The 17,948-nt window shown below is 69.4% G+C and carries 6 protein-coding genes; 1 reads left to right on the top strand and 5 read right to left on the bottom strand.

The window, feature by feature from the left end; genetic code table 11:
* Window positions 1–34: 34 nt before the first annotated feature.
* The 4 genes from ABEA24_RS01900 to ABEA24_RS01885 form a co-directional block, all read right to left on the bottom strand.
* Window positions 35–490 carry a WXG100 family type VII secretion target gene (locus ABEA24_RS01900; RefSeq protein ID WP_345428670.1) on the bottom strand — a complete coding sequence of 152 codons (456 nt, stop codon included), beginning with the start codon at window positions 488–490 and terminating at the stop codon, window positions 35–37.
* Window positions 491–540: 50 nt separating this feature from the next.
* Window positions 541–1,047: a WXG100 family type VII secretion target gene (locus ABEA24_RS01895; protein WP_345428668.1), complete on the bottom strand. Its 507-nt coding sequence runs from the start codon at window positions 1,045–1,047 to the stop codon at window positions 541–543.
* A 50-nt stretch (window positions 1,048–1,097) separates the two neighbouring features.
* Window positions 1,098–1,793: a hypothetical protein gene (locus ABEA24_RS01890; protein WP_345428666.1), complete on the bottom strand. Its 696-nt coding sequence runs from the start codon at window positions 1,791–1,793 to the stop codon at window positions 1,098–1,100.
* Between the two features lie 122 nt (window positions 1,794–1,915).
* Window positions 1,916–2,350, bottom strand: coding sequence for a cupin domain-containing protein (locus tag ABEA24_RS01885; protein ID WP_345428664.1), 435 nt, complete (start codon window positions 2,348–2,350; stop codon window positions 1,916–1,918).
* 610 nt (window positions 2,351–2,960) lie between these two features.
* Between ABEA24_RS01885 and ABEA24_RS01880 the strand changes: the two genes are divergently transcribed.
* Window positions 2,961–11,549 carry a hypothetical protein gene (locus ABEA24_RS01880; RefSeq protein WP_345428662.1) on the top strand — a complete coding sequence of 2,863 codons (8,589 nt, stop codon included), beginning with the start codon at window positions 2,961–2,963 and terminating at the stop codon, window positions 11,547–11,549.
* Here the strand turns inward: ABEA24_RS01880 and ABEA24_RS01875 are convergent.
* Window positions 11,530–17,760, bottom strand: a complete 6,231-nt coding sequence (locus tag ABEA24_RS01875; protein ID WP_345428659.1) for a hypothetical protein — start codon at window positions 17,758–17,760, stop codon at window positions 11,530–11,532. The two genes, ABEA24_RS01880 and ABEA24_RS01875, sit on opposite strands and share 20 nt — an antisense overlap.
* Window positions 17,761–17,948: the final 188 nt, after the last annotated feature.

The raw sequence follows: 17,948 nt of genomic DNA, 5'->3' as shown, positions 1-17,948 counted from the left end.
CTAGATCGGGTCATGATGGTGCCGCCGCGTTCGGCTACCAGGTTTCGGTAACCGCCGTCATCGTGGCGTCGGTGATACTCTGCGGAGCGCCACCAGAGCCGCCGCCCGTTGAACTCCAAAGCGCATTCACGAAGTTGCCGAAGAAGTCCATGAGCGCATGCTCGGCTTGGGCGAACGTGCCGGCGGCCGTGTACAAACCGGTCGCGATGAGGTTGAGCGCACCTATCGACGGCTCGTCCTCGGTGCCGAAGAGTTCCTTCATAACGGCGTTCCACCGGTCGCCAAAGTCTTTGGCTTCCTGAGACGTCTTCCCCGCCCATCCCAAGTTGAGATCACTAAGCGTTTTGTTGATAGTGGAAAGAGCGTCAACGATATTCTGGTTACTCGCAACGATGTTATTGGTATGGCTGACGAGATCGCCCGGAACGTTATTGTGCGGATTGACGTAAAAAGTTGTAACACTATCGTAGTCTACGTCAGAAACTGCCATGACCGATACACAGCCTCTCAGTCAACGGGCCAAGGTCGCCCACTCGGCGGTCACCCATTCGCATCAAGGGGCTGCGCGGCGACGCGCAGCAGCTTCTTGGCGTCACCCCCAACAAAAAACCGCTCGGAGCTGCCCAGCAGCTTCTTGCCGTGACCCCCAACAAAAAACCGCTCGGAGCTGCCCAGCAGCTTCTTGCCGTGACCCCCAACAAAAAACCGCTCGGAGCTGCCCAGCAGCTTCTTGCCATGTGCTTCAAGATTTGAGACGTTGGCTTCTTCCGCCGACGTGTAGTTGTCATAAGCCGTCTGCATTCGGTTGACCATTTCGGCCAGTACTGAATTAACGTCCTTACTGACATTCGTAAACCACGTGCTTACGTCATCGAACGATGCGGTCGACGGAGTGTTCCAGGACTCCCTGCATCCGTTGAACTCGCTGGCGACATTGTCCAGCTCGCCACTGATCACATCATGCTGTTTCTTGACGATGCCGATCGCGTCATGCAATTGACCCAGGTCAACCTTGAACTCGCTCAAGCTCGACGGCGGATTCGCCATTGGACATCCCATTGATCTCAGCGCCGGAAGGATCGGCCTTCAGGTATTGGTCACACCTGGTTGCCAGGAACGGTCGGAGTGCGAGGAGTGATCGGAGTGCCGGAATCGGAAAGCCGCCAAATTCTTGGCTCGGGAAATCTTGCCAGACGGTCGGCATGACTATAGGTCTGGCCCGCTCTGTCCACACCCGCGATGAACTGTCCGACCAGCTCTAGGGAGTTGGCGATCGCCTCGAGCGTCTTCTCCTGAGCAGGGTTGATGCTGGCCGCGAATTCTTGCGCGTACGGTTGGATCTGGCTCCCATACGTATGATCCTGAGGGTTGCCAGAGTTACTGCCACCGCCACCGCTGGCCTGACCTGTGGCGTTGCCGAGTGAGCTGCCGACCTTAGTGACGATGGCATTCTGACCGAAGACAGTGTCCTTCTGCGCGGCTACCAGGGACTTCAAGCTCTCGTAGTCACTCACCAGCAATTTCACATCGGAGAGCATGCTGTTCATGGCGAAACGTAGAGAGGACAGATTCACCGAGACGGCTGTGGTCAGCGGTATACCTCCGGGCGGCGATTCGCCCGCCCCGGCGGGGGACGACGGGTCGTCGTTGAACGAAGGCGGACCCGTAGTGCCCCATGGCGCGGGAACCGCCAAATTCGGCACATCGCCCCAGAAGTCCTTTCCGCTGTCCGGGTCGGAGGAGCCGTCGCCGCCCTTCGGCGGCTGAAACGGCGGGCCGTACTTTGGTGTCACGCCGCCCAATGTTCACCCCCAGTGGGTTTCGGGCTCTCGATGAGAGGGTCACGCCGACTCGGCCGGTCCAAGCCCGGTCGGGTCGTGCGCGGAGCCCATCCGTGGCGAGAGGCCGTTACGGATTACTGGAAATCGCATCCCGGGTTCGGCGCGTCCTCCGACAGGGGACTTCCCACCGGAAGGATGTAGAGCACGTCGAGTACCACGGGGACCGTGCCGAGGTTGCGTCCGATGTGCACGTGATTCGAACCGGCCGGCTCGACGATGGTGCTGCCGGTCCGATATACGCCATCGGGCTTGCAGGAGGAGTCGAAGTGGCTGAGCGTGCCCTGCTTGACGTACCCGAACAGGTTTCCGTCGTGGTAGTGCCAACCGGTGCTCTGTCCCGGCGGCAGGGTGATCTCACGCACGACGATGTGCTTGTCGCCCACGGTCTCGTCCGTGATGATCGTGCCGCTAACACCAGGGCCGGGAGGAGTGGCGTTCGCCGCAGTTGCAGCGAGGAACAAACCGGCGACGACGGCACCGACGACGGCGAACCGTCCTGAATATCTCATGATGTTCCCCGAACCCTCTGCATCGATAGCGGTAAACAAGGATGCACGCCAGCCGAGGCGCACGGCTAGAACGCCGGCGCCAACGCATTGAACACCCGATCACTCACTGACACGTCGGCACCCTCAGCAGGGCCCGGATGGCGCTGAGGTTCAACCGAATGGCGCGAATACTCAATTCCATATACCGGACGCGTCCGCCGTAAACGTTTTCTCTTCCTTTGTTCTAACTTGCGTGATACATGTTTGAAACATTCGGACCCTGGGCGTACATCCAGCCGTCACGAAGTCGGGTTCAGGGCCGTGCTGCGCTCGGCGGTCGTCGGTAGGTGAGCGATCTATGCGAACAGCTCGTGGTCGGCGGGCGACAGGTTCCTGCCGCGTCGATCCGGCCGACGTCGACGCGGGCGGCCGATCGGAAATCACGCCGGCCGAACCCGCATGGCGCACGTCGAGGTGGAGCGACGCGGCCGGGCATTCCTTCTGCGTGCAGGCCAGGGCCGTCTACATTCCTCGTACCTCCGGGCAGCCGACGGCGAATGCGACCGTGGCGAGCCGGAGGAAGACCGTTCGCTGGGCCGACGCGGAAGGCGGTACCACCGAGGAACCGGCGATGCGGTCCCCCGCGCTGGACACGGAGTCCGGTCCGGAGACGGCGAAGCTCGACGAGCTGCTGGCCAGCACGGATATGGGTGTGGTCGGCGGCCGGCCGGTGGCGTTGTGGTTGCCGGGTGCGCCCGCCGATGGGTTGCGTTTCGATGAGGCGACGCTGCGGGCGCTGGGTGACCTGGTGCCGCCGCAGACCGTGTTCGTGATCGCCGCGGAGCGCGACGGTCAGATGGTGGTCGGTGACCGGCCGGTGTCGGCGGCGACATTGCGCCGCACGATCGCCGCCAGGGCTCCGGGCATGCAGCCGTTCTTGCTGGTCCCGGGCGCGGCGGGGGTGGCCGAACCGCTGGCGCGGGAGTTCGACGGGCCGGTGCTGGCGGCCCCGGACGGCATGCGGCTCGACCTGGGCACCGGCTTGACGTTGGGCGCCGCCTTGACGTTCTTCCACCCCAGCCAGGACGGGCCGGTGCCGGAACCGTTCCGGGTGTACGTGCCCGGCAAACCGGACGGCGGGCCGATCGCGGCCTCGCTGACTGCGGGCGCACGGGAAGTGCCGACGATCGACGTGCCGGTGACGGAGAGCCGGCCTCTGGACGAGATGGCGCGTTCCATCGGCGTGCCGCGTGCCGGGCTGCCGTACATGAGTACGCTGCTGGCCGCGATCGGCTTCGAGATGGCCGTCCGAGATCAGACCTTCACCGAGAAGCAGCAGGACGATCTGGTGCAGCGGCTGCTCGCCAACTACCCGTACCTGCTGGGCCGGAGTACGGACGACAACGCGAGCGGCCTGGTGGTCCCGGTGGGGTCCATCGAGATCCTCATCACCTTCGATCCCCAGCGGCCACAACGCGTCGTACGCAACCCGGCCGGTTCGTACACCGCGCCGTCGAAGCAGGCCGCTCCGGACGGTTCCTCCATGGCCGTGGGCACGATCAACGCCGCGTACGGCACCGGTGCGCACGGGGAGACGTACGGCGGGCAGACCGGCGCGACCCGCGGCAAGATCGGGTTCTCGTTCGGGATCGGCGGCCTGGCACCGCGTGTGCTCAACCTGATCAGAGTCGGCGGCTCGATCGCCGGGACCGCCAATCAGTCCAACCGGAGCACGACGGCCGTCAAGGACGCCGAGCGGGGCAAGGTCGAGGACGGCCGGATCGAGGCGGATCTGATCGCGTATCCGGAGGTGAACATCTCCTACAAGATCCGCGAGCAGAGGAGGAACGAGCCGGTGCCCCGCTGGCAGGACCTGCCGCGCCACCACATCCCGGAGTCGGGCGAAGAGGCGCTGCTGGTGTGGGTGCCCAAGCCGTACACCGAGCAGTCTCCGGCACCCATGACCACGGTCACCGCGACCGGCCCCGAGGTCGACAGACGCAGGGGGACGCTGCCGAGGAACTACTACGCCTCGGGCCTCACCGACATCCCGCGACTGTTCGACGAGACCCTCAGGGCCCTGAGCCGGCAGGGTCTGCGGCTGCACACCGGGAGCGTCACCCGCGAGGAACTGCTGCAGAAGCTGTGGAACCTGAACACCCACCTGGACAGTGCGGTCAACGAGCGGCAGATCGGCTACCAGATCACGCTGCACGACGACCGGGGCAAGCCGATCGCCATGGTGCAGGTGCACAGCCGGCTGCTGAAGCCGGCCACGGCGCAACAGGTCGGTGCGGTGAGCGACAAGGTGCACCTGGAGGACGTCCGCACCGCGATCGACGGCAGCAGCGGCGGCCACACGCTGACCAACTCCACCACGGCCGCCCTGAGCGTGGAGTTCGACCTGCTGCCGAACCCGGGCATCGAGGGTCTGGGCCTGAACCTCAGCGCCTCGGCGTCGTACAGCAAGACCCGCACCGACACGCTGTCCGCGGGGCGTACCGGCCTGTGGGTCCTGGTGCCGCGGTACACCGGCCGCACCGCGGCGTACAACGTCGAGTTCGAGCACCACGCCACCGTGAGCGTCCTCGGCGGGCGGAGGGCCGAGCCGACGACGCCGGTCCGTGGGCGCGGGCTGGTGCGGATGCCGGTGAAGGCGGCGTTCGCGCACGGCTTCACGGTGGACCGGGCCACCCTGGAGAACCCCCCGGACGGGAACACCATGCCGTACCGGGACGACGCGGTCCTGGACTCCGGACGCCGTCCGCAGGACCCGCAGAGCAAAGACGTGCCGCTGCACGTCCAGAAGGGCAAAGGCGTCGGGATGGGCCTCGTCCGGGTGTCGGACGAGGCCGTCAGCAGGCTCCGCGGGATCGTCGAGAACGAGGTGAGCGGGTTCCTGCCACGGGACCAGGACGACCCGTTCGCCGGGCACCACTGGTACAGCCACGGCAACCGGCTTGGCCGGCGGCTGGACAACCGTGAACTGCTGAGGAAGATGATCTCCACGCAGGGTCTGGACTCCCACTACGACCAGATCCACCAGGACGGGATGACCTTCACACTCCGGCTTAGCAGCGGCATCGCCGGCACGGATCTCGACGTCGACTCGGTCAAGGTGACCGTCAAGGCCAGGCAGAGCGCCACGAGGCCCCCGAGGTACCACCGGACCACGAACGAGTACCACACGGTGAACCTGGCGATGGGCATGGACACCACGGGGCAGAGCGTCAGCCGGTCCCGCAAGCTCGCGGCCGGCGTCTCGCTCCGGGGGCTGTACACGTTCCTCAGGGGCGCCGCGATGGGCGTGGAGATCCAGCGGACCGTGGGCGCCGCCGACAGCGTCGGCTTCCTGAACAACCGTCCCGAGCTCCTGGAGTACCCCGGCGAGGTCGATGAGTTCACGCTGACCAGCGACTACGAGGTCGGCTTCGAGTACAAGTACTCCGGGCGGACGGGAGAGATCGTCCAGCGCCCCGAGCGGACGGGAGAGGTCGGCCGGCCCCCCGAGCAGACGAGGAACAGGTTGCGCAAGCACCGGCGCCCGCAGCAGGTCCGCCTGCCGGGTCAGACGGCGGTGGTGCACCTGATGCCGCTGGGCACCGCCGAGCAGCGCGGGCCGGTGCGAAAGGGGCGCGCGCCCGACGACCTCCTCGACCAGGGGGTCGGCTACTTCGTCGACACGACCGGCCTGCGAGAGCTGGCCGGCCGGGCGCTCACCGACCTGACCGGACCGGCCGGCACCGCCGACGCCGACATCGACACGTTCGCCGGCACCATCGGGGTACGGGCTCATCTGCGGGAGATCCTCAAGGGCGAGTACACCACCGACCGGCTGTTCGACACCGGGCTGTTCGTCGACACCCTCGGAGCCCTGGACATCTCCGGCGAGATGTACGACGTAGGGTTCAGCGGCTCTTCGGGGGACAAGTTCGTCAAGGGCGACATCAAGCTCGCCCTGCTGGAGAACCGGCTCACCGACAACAACTCCTCCGGCATCGCCTGGGACCAGCTGGACTTCGCCTTCGGCGGCGGCGCCGGCCACGCCGGGCTGGCCGGCGAGGCCGACCTCAACCGGCGCTGGCAGTGGAACACCTCGACCTCCAGCGGGCGCACCGGCGCCAAAGAACTGATCCAGCTCGACTTCAACCAGGTCTACGCCTTCACCGCCCGGCTGGACCTCGCCGTCTCGGCCCGGCAGGAGAAACACTCCAAGCCCGCGCCGATCTGGACGAAGCGCCTGGTGCGGGAACGGCTCGGCCCGCGCACGGTGATGTTCCTGCTGTCGGAGCCGGAGGCGCTGAAACGCTACGCCGATGACAGCGTGCCGATCTCCGACGCACAGCTCACCGACGCCCTGACACGCTGGCAGGACGGAAAGCTCACGCTCAGCGGTGACACCGTGGCCAGGGTCCTGACGCGCTGGAGAACCGACCTGCGCACCCGGACCACGCAGCCGGCCGGCGCGCTCGACACGGAACGCGCCGAGCGTCTCCGCCAGGCCAACGGCTTCGCGGACGCCCTTTCGAGGATGCATCGTACGGGCTCGGCGCCGGTACGTGACGCCGACGTCCGGCGGGACTTCAATGCCACCTTCACTCGTTCCACGAGGCTGGAGGAGCCACGGGATTCGTCCGCCGCCGTCGACATGTCCGGGAGCCAGGACCTGCTGGACTACGCGAAGGGCGCCGTGGACCTGCCGGACGGGCGGCTGACCGAGGCCATGAACGCCTGGCAGAACGGTGACCTCACCCTGAACGGCGACGTGGTGGCCGAGATCCTGGCGCGCTGGATGACCACGGCGCCCCACCTGTCGGACAGGACCGACGACCGGGACGAACTCGTCCAGCTCCTGTACGACCTGCACTCCGCGGGCGCGCTCCCGATCCGGCAGGCGGCGACGCGGGAGCGGTTCGAGACGATCCTTCCGCAGGAGCGGCGGCCACTGCCACGCCCGAAGACGCCGCTCGAGCACATGGAACTGCCCGAGTACCTGACGCGTGAGGACCCGGGCGGGCGGATGCTCGGCCACAGCGGCATGCAGACCTACCGGCACGACGACGGCCGCACCACGTACCAGATCGTCAAGGAGCAGATCGAGGCGGTGGCACCCGGCATGCTGGCCGCCGGGGCCGAGATCTGGGACCGGAGGGGACGGGTCGTCGGCCGCATGCAGGGCGGCGTCGACGCGCTCCAGGCGATGCTGGCCCAGGGCCGGGACGTGGGCATGTTCGAGGAGTTCCTGTCCACGAACGGGCACTCCTTCTACCTGGCCCACCCGTCCGGCTGGCTGCTCACCGACATCGTGGAGATCAACATCTCCAGCGTCCTGACCTCGGCGCCGAAGGTCGGCGAGTTCGTGCCGAACACCGGCATCGAGGTCTACTCCCACGGCTACCGCAGCGCCTCGACTTCCAAGTCCAAGGACGGTTCCCAGTCCCTCACGACCAAACTCAGCGCGGGCGGCACGGACACCTACACCGGGTCCGGTGCGGGCGCCGGGAAGATCTCCGAAGGGCATCACCGCGGAACGACGCGCGCCGAGACGGGCGTCACCGAGCAGACCGTCTACGACTGGTCCGGTCATTACCTGGCCGACTTCGGCGAGGCGATGACGGTCAAGGTGCGGCGACTCAGGATGTCCGGCCGGCCGCTGAACAATCTGCTGCAGCGGACGTTCAACCCGATGACGTGGCACAACCGGACGTCGGAGGTCACGGTGTCGGGCCGGCTGGAGATCCAGGTGCCGCGCGCGATCGCGGAGGCCGGCGTGATCCGCGGCCCGTCCGCCCGGCGTGACCTGGCGGCCCTGCCGAAGCTGCCGGGCAACGGGTTCATCGCCGGAACCATGATCGACGACGCCCTGCCGATCGCCCAGAAGATGCTCGCACAGGTGTTCAAACCCGGCGCGGTCGCGCGGATGTTCGGGGCCGGGGGCCCGAAGGAGGAGTCCAGCCGGTCGCTTCCGGTCCTGCTGTCGCGGCTGCACCTGACCAACCACCTCGCGGAGGCGACCGGCGGCAGCACCTACCAGGTGGCCGAGGGCCTCCACATGCCCGGGGACGCCGACACCCGCGCGGACCTCTTCCTCGAGGGCGGGCTGTACGACCTGCAGGTGATCGCACCGATGAAGGAGGGCACCGGAACCGGGCGCTACAGCAAGCACCAGAGCGGCACGACGACCTTCGCCGGCACCGACCACGTACGTCTGGAGGGCGACTACCAGGTCGACGGTGCCGTGGGACCCCAGCTGAAGCCGTCCCAGGACCAACCCCCGTACACCTGGAACCCCGACCAGCCCGGCAGCCGCGTCACCTCACTGAACCAGAACAGCGCCGGCACCGAGAACTACCGCCGTGAGCAGCACGCCAAGGAGCAGGGCCCGGTCTACATGGTCCGGCTCCAGTTCCGCGGGCGGCTCTACGCGGACAAGTTCCAGCACCACATGTTCCGCAAGCCGACGCTCAAGGGCCGGTTCCACAGCGACCCGATCAGCGGAGACGTGTACGCCGAGCTGTTCGAGGCCGAGGTCAACGAGCTGCGCGCCAAGATCGAGCAGGAGCGGGCCGACGCACGGCCACGCACCGAGGCCTGGCCGGACATGCGCCGGGCTCCCGCCTTCGACCTCGCCCCCCTGCTCACCGGCGCGGCCGAAAACCACCTGGAGGCCGCACGGGCCTACCAGCACGTGGCCCGCCAGATCCGTACCCAGGTCGGCGGTGACCGGCCGGTCGTCCTCACCGCCGACGACCGGACCCTCGCGATGCAGAGGTACCGCGCGGCGCTGTCGTGGGCGGTGGAGACCATGCGGGCCGACTTCGGGGCCGCCCGCGGAGCCGTCGGCGACGACGTCGCCGAAGCGGCGAACCGGCAGACCTATGAGACGCGGCTGGACCAACTCCGGGAGTGGGAGCAGGGGAACAGGGCCGTCCACCCGGCGCAGCGCATCGGCCCGAACGGGCAGCCCGCCAGGACACCCGACCTGGCGACGGCGATGAACCAGGACGTCGACGCGATGATCAGAGACGTCCAGGCCGCACGCGACGACATGAACGCGGCGATCGCGAACGCGTCGGCGCGCGACGGGCGTCCCCGTACGCCGCTCCAGATCCTGCCGGAGCTGCCACCCGGGATATCGGTGCTCGGGCAGGACCCGGTGTACGTCGCACGTGACGTGGCGCACGCCCTCGACACCCACGTGCGCGTCGACGTCCGGCAGGCCGGCGGCGCGATGCGGTCGACCTGGATCGCCCCCGACGGCGGCGTGCACGCCTTCGACCCGGCCCGCGACCGGGTCGACGAGGATGGCAACCTCCACGTCTCCGACGAACGGGGTGAGCGCCCGTTCACCGCCGACCTCGTGTACCAGCGCGGGCTGCTGTCGGACTGGCACCGCACCGACGTCGCCACCTTCGCGCTCGACGACGCCGAGCTGGGCCGGCTGTACCGCGACTCCATGGCGCGCCAGCAGACGTTCGAGCAGGCCGTCGCGGAGGAGATCGCCGCCCGCCGCGAACGGCTGGAGACGGTGCACCCGGGGATGTCGGAGCGGTTGCGGCACGCATACGAGGCCCACGAGTTCTGGCGAAGCGAGCTGGACTGGCGCAGCGAACGGCGCAGTGAGATCGACCGCCGGATCAACCGGTTGAACACGGACGTGACCGCGTCGACGAGGCAGCTGAAGCTACTGCGCGAGACACCGGACACCGCCACGGAGCGAGCGGAGATCAAGCGTCGGCTGGACCAGCACCAGGCGGATCTCGAAGATCTCACCCAGACGCGGAAGGAGGTCCGCGACACCCGAGATGACAAGGACCGGGCGGACAACGCGGGTGCCATCCTGGACGGCCTGCGGGACCTCGCCCGGCCGGGCGGACGCCCGCAGCAATCGCCGCAGATCATGCGGCGGATGGGCGAGCGGCTCGACGACCTGACTTCGCTGGAACGGCTGGCCCGGTCGCCACGCGTCCGCCGTGCGTACCGGACCCGGTCGCCGGACACGACCGCCGCGACGATCGAAGACGAACTCATCCAGGCCCGCTCGGGCGCCGTGTCGCTGGTGCTCTCGTCCGGGCGCCCGCTCGTGGCGGCGAACCAAGACGATACGGTCCGGTGGTTCGACACGCTGGGCCGGCCTGTGGGCCGGCCGGCCGGTGTGACGGCGTCACTGGACCTCGATCTGGACGGCGAGGTACGAAACCCGGTCGACGGGCTATCGGATCTCCGCCTCGGGCAGGCGATCTTCCAGCGACTCCGATCGTCCGCCGCCGCGGTGGCCAAGCAGGGAGGGACGTCCTCCTCGCACGTGCCGCAAGCGCTGCTCAGCCAGGACCCGCCGCGGGTTCCCATGGGGCTGGCCCTCACCGACGCGCACCTGTCGATGCAGGACGACGGGCGCACGGTCCTCCACGCGGGGCCTGGCCGGCCGCTGGCGGACTACGCTCCGGTCTTCTGGCTCATGCACGGCGCTCCGAACAATGGCGTCACGGTGGAAGACATCGTCGGCACCGACTGGACCAACGCGCTGGACTTCCTGACGGCCGACCGTGGCATGAGCCTGTCTCAGCGTGTCGAAGAGGAACTCAGTCGACCCGACCGCTTCGTCAGGACGAGAAGCGAACTGCCGGACGACCTGCGGAGCGGCACGTGGGTGGCGTTCGACGGCGACACCGCGACGGGAGCGGCGGTCGCGCTCGGCAGAGGGCGGTATCGCACGTACGTACCCGGGGCGGAGATCCGGAGCCTGAGTGCCGAGGAACTGCGGCTGGAGGCCGGTGCGTGGCCGACCTTCCTGATCGTCGATCCCGATCAGCATTTTTCGCTCCGGCTCCCCTCGTCACAGCCTGTTTCTCTCCTCACGTCGTCGAGCGAGGACGCCGGACCGGAAGGAACGATCGGGACAATCGGGGCGAGCGACGCGTCGTCCTTTCCCCATCTGTACGCCACTGCCGTCGCCTCCCTGCGCGGATCGGGATCAGCGAGGGTCAGGCCGCGGAGCCCTGCGGCCGGCGAGCGTTCCCGTCCGGACCGCCCTCGCGTCTTCCTGGAGGAGCCGCAAGCCGCGCCTGGACACGATCGGACCGCCTCGACGCGCGTCCCGGAGACGGACGAGCGGGAGCCACAGCGAAAGAACACCGAGACCGATGGCATCGGCCTGCAATACGTTAAATCGAGCTACAGCAAGGAGGCCTGTGTCGAGGTCACTGTGGTCTGGCGTTGATCATGGCCTGGGTCACGGCGACCTCGACGCAGAACGTCTCCTCGCCCTCCGAGGAGCCCCCGGCGCTGTAGCTGCTGGGCTTCCACTTAAGGCCGGCGGCATCGACGCCGTCCGGGGTCTCGTCGCCGGCGGCCACGAGGTGGCGGCCGATCGAGCCGTCGGCGTCGCGGATGAAGAGTTCGACCGGGACACCGACGTCCGCGGCCAGCCGCCCTGCGGTCACGGTGGCGGCCGCCAGGTGCTCGGCCGGAGCCCACAGTCGCAGCGTTCCGGCGGCGCGCACGGCCTCCGCGCCACCGGCGTTCTCGACGATCCGGGCGGCCGCCCCGGAGGGCAGGGTCCCGTCCTGCGCCCATTCGGCGTCGAGCGGGGCCCGCTCGAGGGGCAGGTGTGGGTCCTTGGCGAGAAGCCGCGCCACGACGGTGGCGGGCAGCATGCCGACCAGGCCGTCCGCGATCGCGACGCTGACCCGATGGCCGTACGGGCCGGTGACGTGGTACTCGGCGTCGAACACGTAGTAGTCGAAGTCGCCGTCGCGCTGGCGGTTGGACTCGACGTAGTCACCGGTCGAGTTCTTCGTGACGCGGACCGTCGTGCCGTCGCGGTCGCGGGCGACTCCCGGGTCCAGCAGCGGCGTCTCCGCGTGTGGCTTCAGCGGATGGCCGACGGCGTGGCCGACGTCCCACTCGGTACCGCCGCTCCGGCTCCGGTGCGCCTCGTTCTCGCGGTCCGGTTCGGCGGAATGCTCGGGGAAGTTGAGGGCGGAGTATTGGCCCCGGACGAGCCACCGCGCCTTCGACGGCACGAGCTGGACGGTGAGGTGGTCACCGTTGGCCAGGGGGATGCGGTACGTGCCGGCGAGCACCGCGGCGATGTTGGCGCGCAGGTCGCGTTCGTCCAAGGCCAGGCCGAGGGTGAGTCCGTCCTGGGTGCCCGGCGCGAACGCCTCCACGATCGGCTTGTCGCCCCGCGCCACCGCCTGAGGGTCGACGCGGCGCCACGGGACCGCCGCGAGCGGCGCCCATATCGGTAGCGTCTCGGCTCCCGGCATCGACAGCGCGTGCGCGTGCTCGGCCAGCGCCGTCGCCAACGCCGAGGGAGCAGGTGCCGCCGTCCGGGCGACCGCCGGCACCGGTGGTTCGGGGGCGGCGACCGGCGCGCGGGAGACCGTCGTCAGGTGCGTGGGGACGAGGACCGCCGCCCGGCCGCTCACCTTCCCCTCCATCGCGGCCGAGAACCCGTCGGCCGGGAAGAAACGCTGCCACAACCGTCGGCTCTCTCCTCGTGTCATCACCTCGAGGAACTCGGGCGCGAGGGAGAGAAGCCGTCCGGCCTTGCGGGTGAGTTCGTCCGGCGAGTACCGGTAGAAGACCTCGATTTCGTATGTGACCTGGTGGGTGAACTCCTGCGAGGTGTCCTGCGCGGTAGCGCGCCGAATGTCGCGCGCGGTGGAGGTCGTGCCCTCCTTCGACCGGCGGCCGAACTCATAGGCGCCGCTCACCCCACCGGCCGGCCGCAGGCCGTACGGCGCGTTCGACCACCGGCCGTGGAGGAAGCCGGACACCTGGCCGGTCCGTCCGCGGCTGCGGGCCTTGCCCTTCTGGGTGAACGCCTGTCCGCCGGTCGTCACCTTGACGTCCGGCCGGGGCCGCCGGTACTCGGCCGGCTGCTCCTTGACCGTTACCCGGATGCCGGTGTGCACGGTCCCGCTGGTACGCGGGGACATCTTCAGGTGGTCCCAGGCGCCGTGGTCGAGCCAGAGCTTCGCCGGCATCGTGAAGATCTGGTGGATCCCACCACGGCGTGCGATGCCGTACTGGGCGCGGACCGCCTCCTCGGAGAACGCCGTCTCCACCGCGCGCTGCACCTCGGGATCGACGCCCCGGCCGAGCATCTCCAAGATTTTCTCGACGACCCCATCGGCCTTGCGACGGACCCCATCGGCCTCATCGCCCCCGTCGGCGTCCACGTTCTCCACGTACGCGGCCGCTAGCGCGAGGTTCGTCTCAAGGTAGCTCCGCTCCCCCTTCCTCGCGGGCAGGTCGCCGCGGGCGGGGACGGGCAGGCCGTGGTCGGCCGCGCGCACGTACGGCGCGAGGATCTCGATGCCACGGCCGATCCTGACGTGCCGAGTGTCCGTCTCGTAGAGGCGTGGGCCTCGCCGCTCCTTTTTCAGCACGTTGCGCTCGGGGTCCTTGGGCCGTGGGGGAAGGTCGGACCGGCGACGCCAGCGCCGGTACTCCAGCGTGTACACCGGGTCGGCGCCGATCATCTCGCCGTCGCCGGAGTACGAGCCGAGGTTCAGGTCCAGGCCGCCGCCCAGGTCGCCGTCGTGCCGGCCCCACGACTTGCCCCCGTGGCCGAAGCCCCCGGCCGAGATCTGACTGCTCGACTTCTGGCTTGTCGTGTGTTCGCCCTCCTGGGCCGGAGGACTGCCGAGCCGCCCGACGCCGCTCAGGCCGGCGGTGCCGTGGAGCGTGTGGGTGACCGCGTTCTCCTCGCCGAAGCGAAGGTCCGCCTCGGTGTACTGCTCCAGCCTTCCGCCCTTGACCGTCTTTTCGTGACGGGCGTTGAAGGTCCGCATGCGAATCCTGACCTCCTGCTCCCACCCGCCCGCGGTCGGCGGCAGCGGAACCACCAGGCCCCTTTCGCCCATCGTCGCCCGGACGTTGGCCTCCAGGAAGGTCTGCGTGCCGGTTCGCAGGATCCGCTCGGCGACCCCGTACCGGCCGCCGGACGGCACGACCTTCTCCAGGACCTCCTGGAACGCGTCCGCCTTCGTCCCGGCCCAGGACAGGTCGTTGTGCTGGGCCACCATCGCGGCCAGCTGCGTCGATATCTCGCTGAGGCCGACGAGGCCGACCTGGATGCCGGACAGCCCCTCCTTGCTGAGGTCGAACTTCTCACCCGGCCCGCCGGCCAGCTTCCTGACGCCCTCATCGTCCAGCCGGCCGTTCTCCACCGTGACCCGGCCGACCTCCAGCACCTCGTCCGCGGGCACGGGCTCGTCCGGCAGGTGGGCGTCGGACATGGTCACGGCGGTCCAGTACGCGTCGCCGGACAACTCCCGGACCTGGGCGGCGACGACGCCCTCGGACGCCCGGCGGGTCGTGACCGCCAGCGTGTAGGCGGTCTCGTACTCGAACCGCGTGACCTTCCCGTCGGTCCGGTCGCGGCGGTACTCCTTGATGCCCCTGCTGTCGATGACCTTGTGCACCGAGGAACGCTTGTAGTCGAGCTTCAGCGCGTTGATGTCCAGGCTGAAAAAGTGGGCCAGCTTGGCCCGGAACCGGAAGTCGAGAGCGGCGCCGACCCCCGCGCCGCGCTTCTCCTGGACGTCCACCGCCGCGACGCCCTTGCGCTGGGAGTCCAGGACGACGCCGGTCTCGGCCACCGGCGCACGGCGCAGGCCGCGCAGCTCCGCGTCCAGCGTGACGGTGAACACGTAGTCGCCGACCCGCACCTCGTGCGCGACGCCACCGTCGAGCAGGCCAGGGTAGGCACCCCGCAGTCCGGGTACACCGAACTTCATCGCCAGCACCCGTGCCAGGTGCTGGCGTTCCGGCGCCGTGAGCGCGTTCGCGACGCCGGCGGCGCGCATCTGGTGCGACATGGCGTTCTGCACCGCCGGGTACACCTCTTCGAGGCCGGCCGTCTCACGGACGATGCCGCGGCCGAGCCCCTTCCGGGCGGCGAGCGCCCTCGGTTCGCGCGGATGCGGGACGTGATGCCAGGGCCGCAGCGGGCCGTGCGCCGTGCCCGCGCCGTCGATGACGAACCGGCGCTCCGGCGGCACGACCGGCGCTCCGGCGTCGGACCGCTCCGCGGCCGGTTCACCGTCGGGATCCTCGGCCGCGAACGGCCGGCCGTCGGCACCGATGACACGGATCCCCGGTGCGGTGCCCATCAGGGTGACGGCCCGGTCCAGCGGGTCGAAGGCGACGGCATGTTTCAGCCGCGGCCGCAGCGCGTCACTGAGCTGGACCTGCGCTACGCCGCCGCCCGCGACGAAGTCGGCCACGCTGCCCAGGCCTGCCGCGCGCAGCGCCCAGTCCAGCTCGCCGGCCGGATCGGGCGTCTCCGTCACCGGTTCCCGCGTGGGCTCCGGCGCCGCGACTGGGCGCTGCTGCTTCGCGGCCTCCGGCGGGGCGGTCACCGCGGGGTTGGGGACGTACCCGCGCGGTTCCCGTACGCCCGTCGGCTGCTCCTCCATGAACAGGGCGCCCACCACCTGGGCCTGGTCGTCCACCACGTACCGCCAGGACGCGTTGGCCGGGCCCACGGCGCGCGAGACGAGACTCGACGCCTCGTCCCCCATGAAGACCCACGTGACGCCCGGGTTTCCGAGTAGCGCCCGCCAGCCCTCCGACCGCAGCCCGGTCGGCGCCCGGCCGTCGTGCAGGGCCGGCGGCAGGGCGATCTCGATGGGCCCCCGGCCGGCGAGCCGCCGCAGGTCGTCCACACCGCGTACGCCGCCACTGGGGAACGGCGCCGGCGTCGTCGCGCTCCGGCCGAACCCGTCCCGGAGCCGCTGCGTGAAGCCCGTCTTCCGTCGCGGTGGAAGCTCGGGCGCCGGCCTGGATCCGCCGCGCTCCTCGTCCCTGAACTCCTCGGGTGCCACGAGCCCGGAGCCGGTGAGCTCCTTGCCCAGGGCCTGGCGTTCGAACTCTTTGGCGTGCTCGCGGCCGATCGCCAATTCGCCGAGGACCGGTCTGGTCACCTTGGCCCGGCCCTTGTCCGAATGGAGGACGACCGTCATCTCGAACTCGGTCCGGTAGCGGACCAGCCGGTCCTTGCGCATGATGGCGTTCTTGGTCTGTCCGCCCCTGGCCACCGTCCGTCCGTGGCCGCGCTCCGAGGAGATCTTCAGGACGTCGAAGCCGGGCGTGGCCAGGTGGTCGCCGACCTCGACGCCCAGCGCGAGCCCCGGCGTGATGTTCGCCGAGCTCTCATGCTCGCCGCCGTCGCGGAACGTGGCCGTGTCCGCGATGTCGTTGCGGATGAGCACTTCCTGCTCGGTCGTGGTGACGTAACGCACCGTGCGCGGGATCGCGCTGATCTCCAGGTGACCGCTGAACGAGCGCCACCGGGGCAGCTTCTTGGTGATGAGACCCGAGACCCAGCTGTCGGTGAGCCACCACTGGCTGCGGTCCTTCAGCGTCTTCTCGTTCAGGTACTCCTCGGCGATCTCCTGACGGATCTCGTCGACCGCCTTTTCCGGCAGGCCGAGCTCGTTCTCGAGCGTCTCCGCCAGCGCGTCCAGCAGGTCCCCGGGGACTGCGGCGTTGACCGCGTGGTCGAGGCCCTGCAGCACCGACGGCTTGACCACCGGCAGGGCCGGATGCCCGCCGTCGCCGGGCCGTTCCTCGGCGGCCGGCACCTCGGCGGCCGAGGAGTACACCTCCGGGAACGCCAGCCGCGCCTTGCCGGGCAGCACCACGGCGGGGCGGGCCTCGCGGTTCACGGCCGCCGCGACCCGGATCCTCCCGGTGAACAGGTGGGTCGCGTTCGCGAGGACCCGGTTTCCGGCCTGCACCTCCATCGCGACGCTGTTCCCGGAGGAGTGGCCCTGCTCCGTGCCGACCTTCACCGACGGCGAAACGTGGGACATGCCCCCCTGCGCGGCCGCCGCGACGAACAGCACCGGCTCGATGCGGGCGCCTCCGGCGGTCCGGTGGTGGGACGACTCGCCCTCCGCGTAGGAGGTGTCACCGTACTTGCTGAAGTAGGTCTGGTAGCCCGGCTCGGCCGGCTCGCCGCTCGGCGGCTCGTAGCCGAGCTGCTCGGCGGAGAAGGTCAGCTTCACCCGCACGCCGTCCGCGACGATCAGCTTGCCGTGGCGCAGCAGCCGCTCCCACGCCCGGGGGTCGTCCTCTCCCAGCAACGCGATGACCCGTGCGCGTACCTTCGCGGCGGTCGCCTGCTTCATCCCGGTGGTCACCCTGGTGATCCACCGGTCGACCGTGGTGTCGAGGGGCTTGCCCTCCGGCACGGACTCGCTGACCACCTCCGCCATCGACGACACCCCGCCGTCGCCGAACCCGCCCTGGCGCACGTACCAGGGCGGGTTCGGCGCAGGTGGATCCGGCGGATCGGCCGGGCGGGGAGGCTCGGGCGCCTCGACCGGCGGCCAGCCGCTGTCGATCGCGGCGGCGAGCCAGTCGAGCTCCTCGAAGAAGTCGTCCTTGGCGGATGTCTTCCCTGCGTCCACCCGGTCCCGCACGGGCGGGGAAGTCGGCGGCGCGGAAATCCCGACACCGCCGCGCCGACCGCCTTCGGCCGGCCGCTCACGCGTCCCGGATACGGCGCGCACATGCATCGCTCGCGCCTGCACGCAGAAGGCGGTACCGCTCCGGCTGGACGTGCGCCACGGTCGGCTCCGTTCGGTCATTCGTCTCC

The sequence above is a fragment of the Actinoallomurus vinaceus genome (genome assembly GCF_039542055.1).
Classification (GTDB): domain Bacteria; phylum Actinomycetota; class Actinomycetes; order Streptosporangiales; family Streptosporangiaceae; genus Actinoallomurus; species Actinoallomurus vinaceus.
This window is presented reverse-complemented; position numbering and strand designations above follow the sequence as displayed.

Excerpts from the sequence above, each read along its gene's own strand:
- ABEA24_RS01900 (WP_345428670.1), bottom strand. The coding sequence starts at position 490 with ATGGCAGTTTCTGACGTAGACTACGATAGTGTTACAACTTTTTACGTC.
- ABEA24_RS01895 (WP_345428668.1), bottom strand. The coding sequence starts at position 1,047 with ATGGCGAATCCGCCGTCGAGCTTGAGCGAGTTCAAGGTTGACCTGGGT.
- ABEA24_RS01885 (WP_345428664.1), bottom strand. The coding sequence starts at position 2,350 with ATGAGATATTCAGGACGGTTCGCCGTCGTCGGTGCCGTCGTCGCCGGT.
- ABEA24_RS01880 (WP_345428662.1), top strand. The coding sequence starts at position 2,961 with ATGCGGTCCCCCGCGCTGGACACGGAGTCCGGTCCGGAGACGGCGAAG.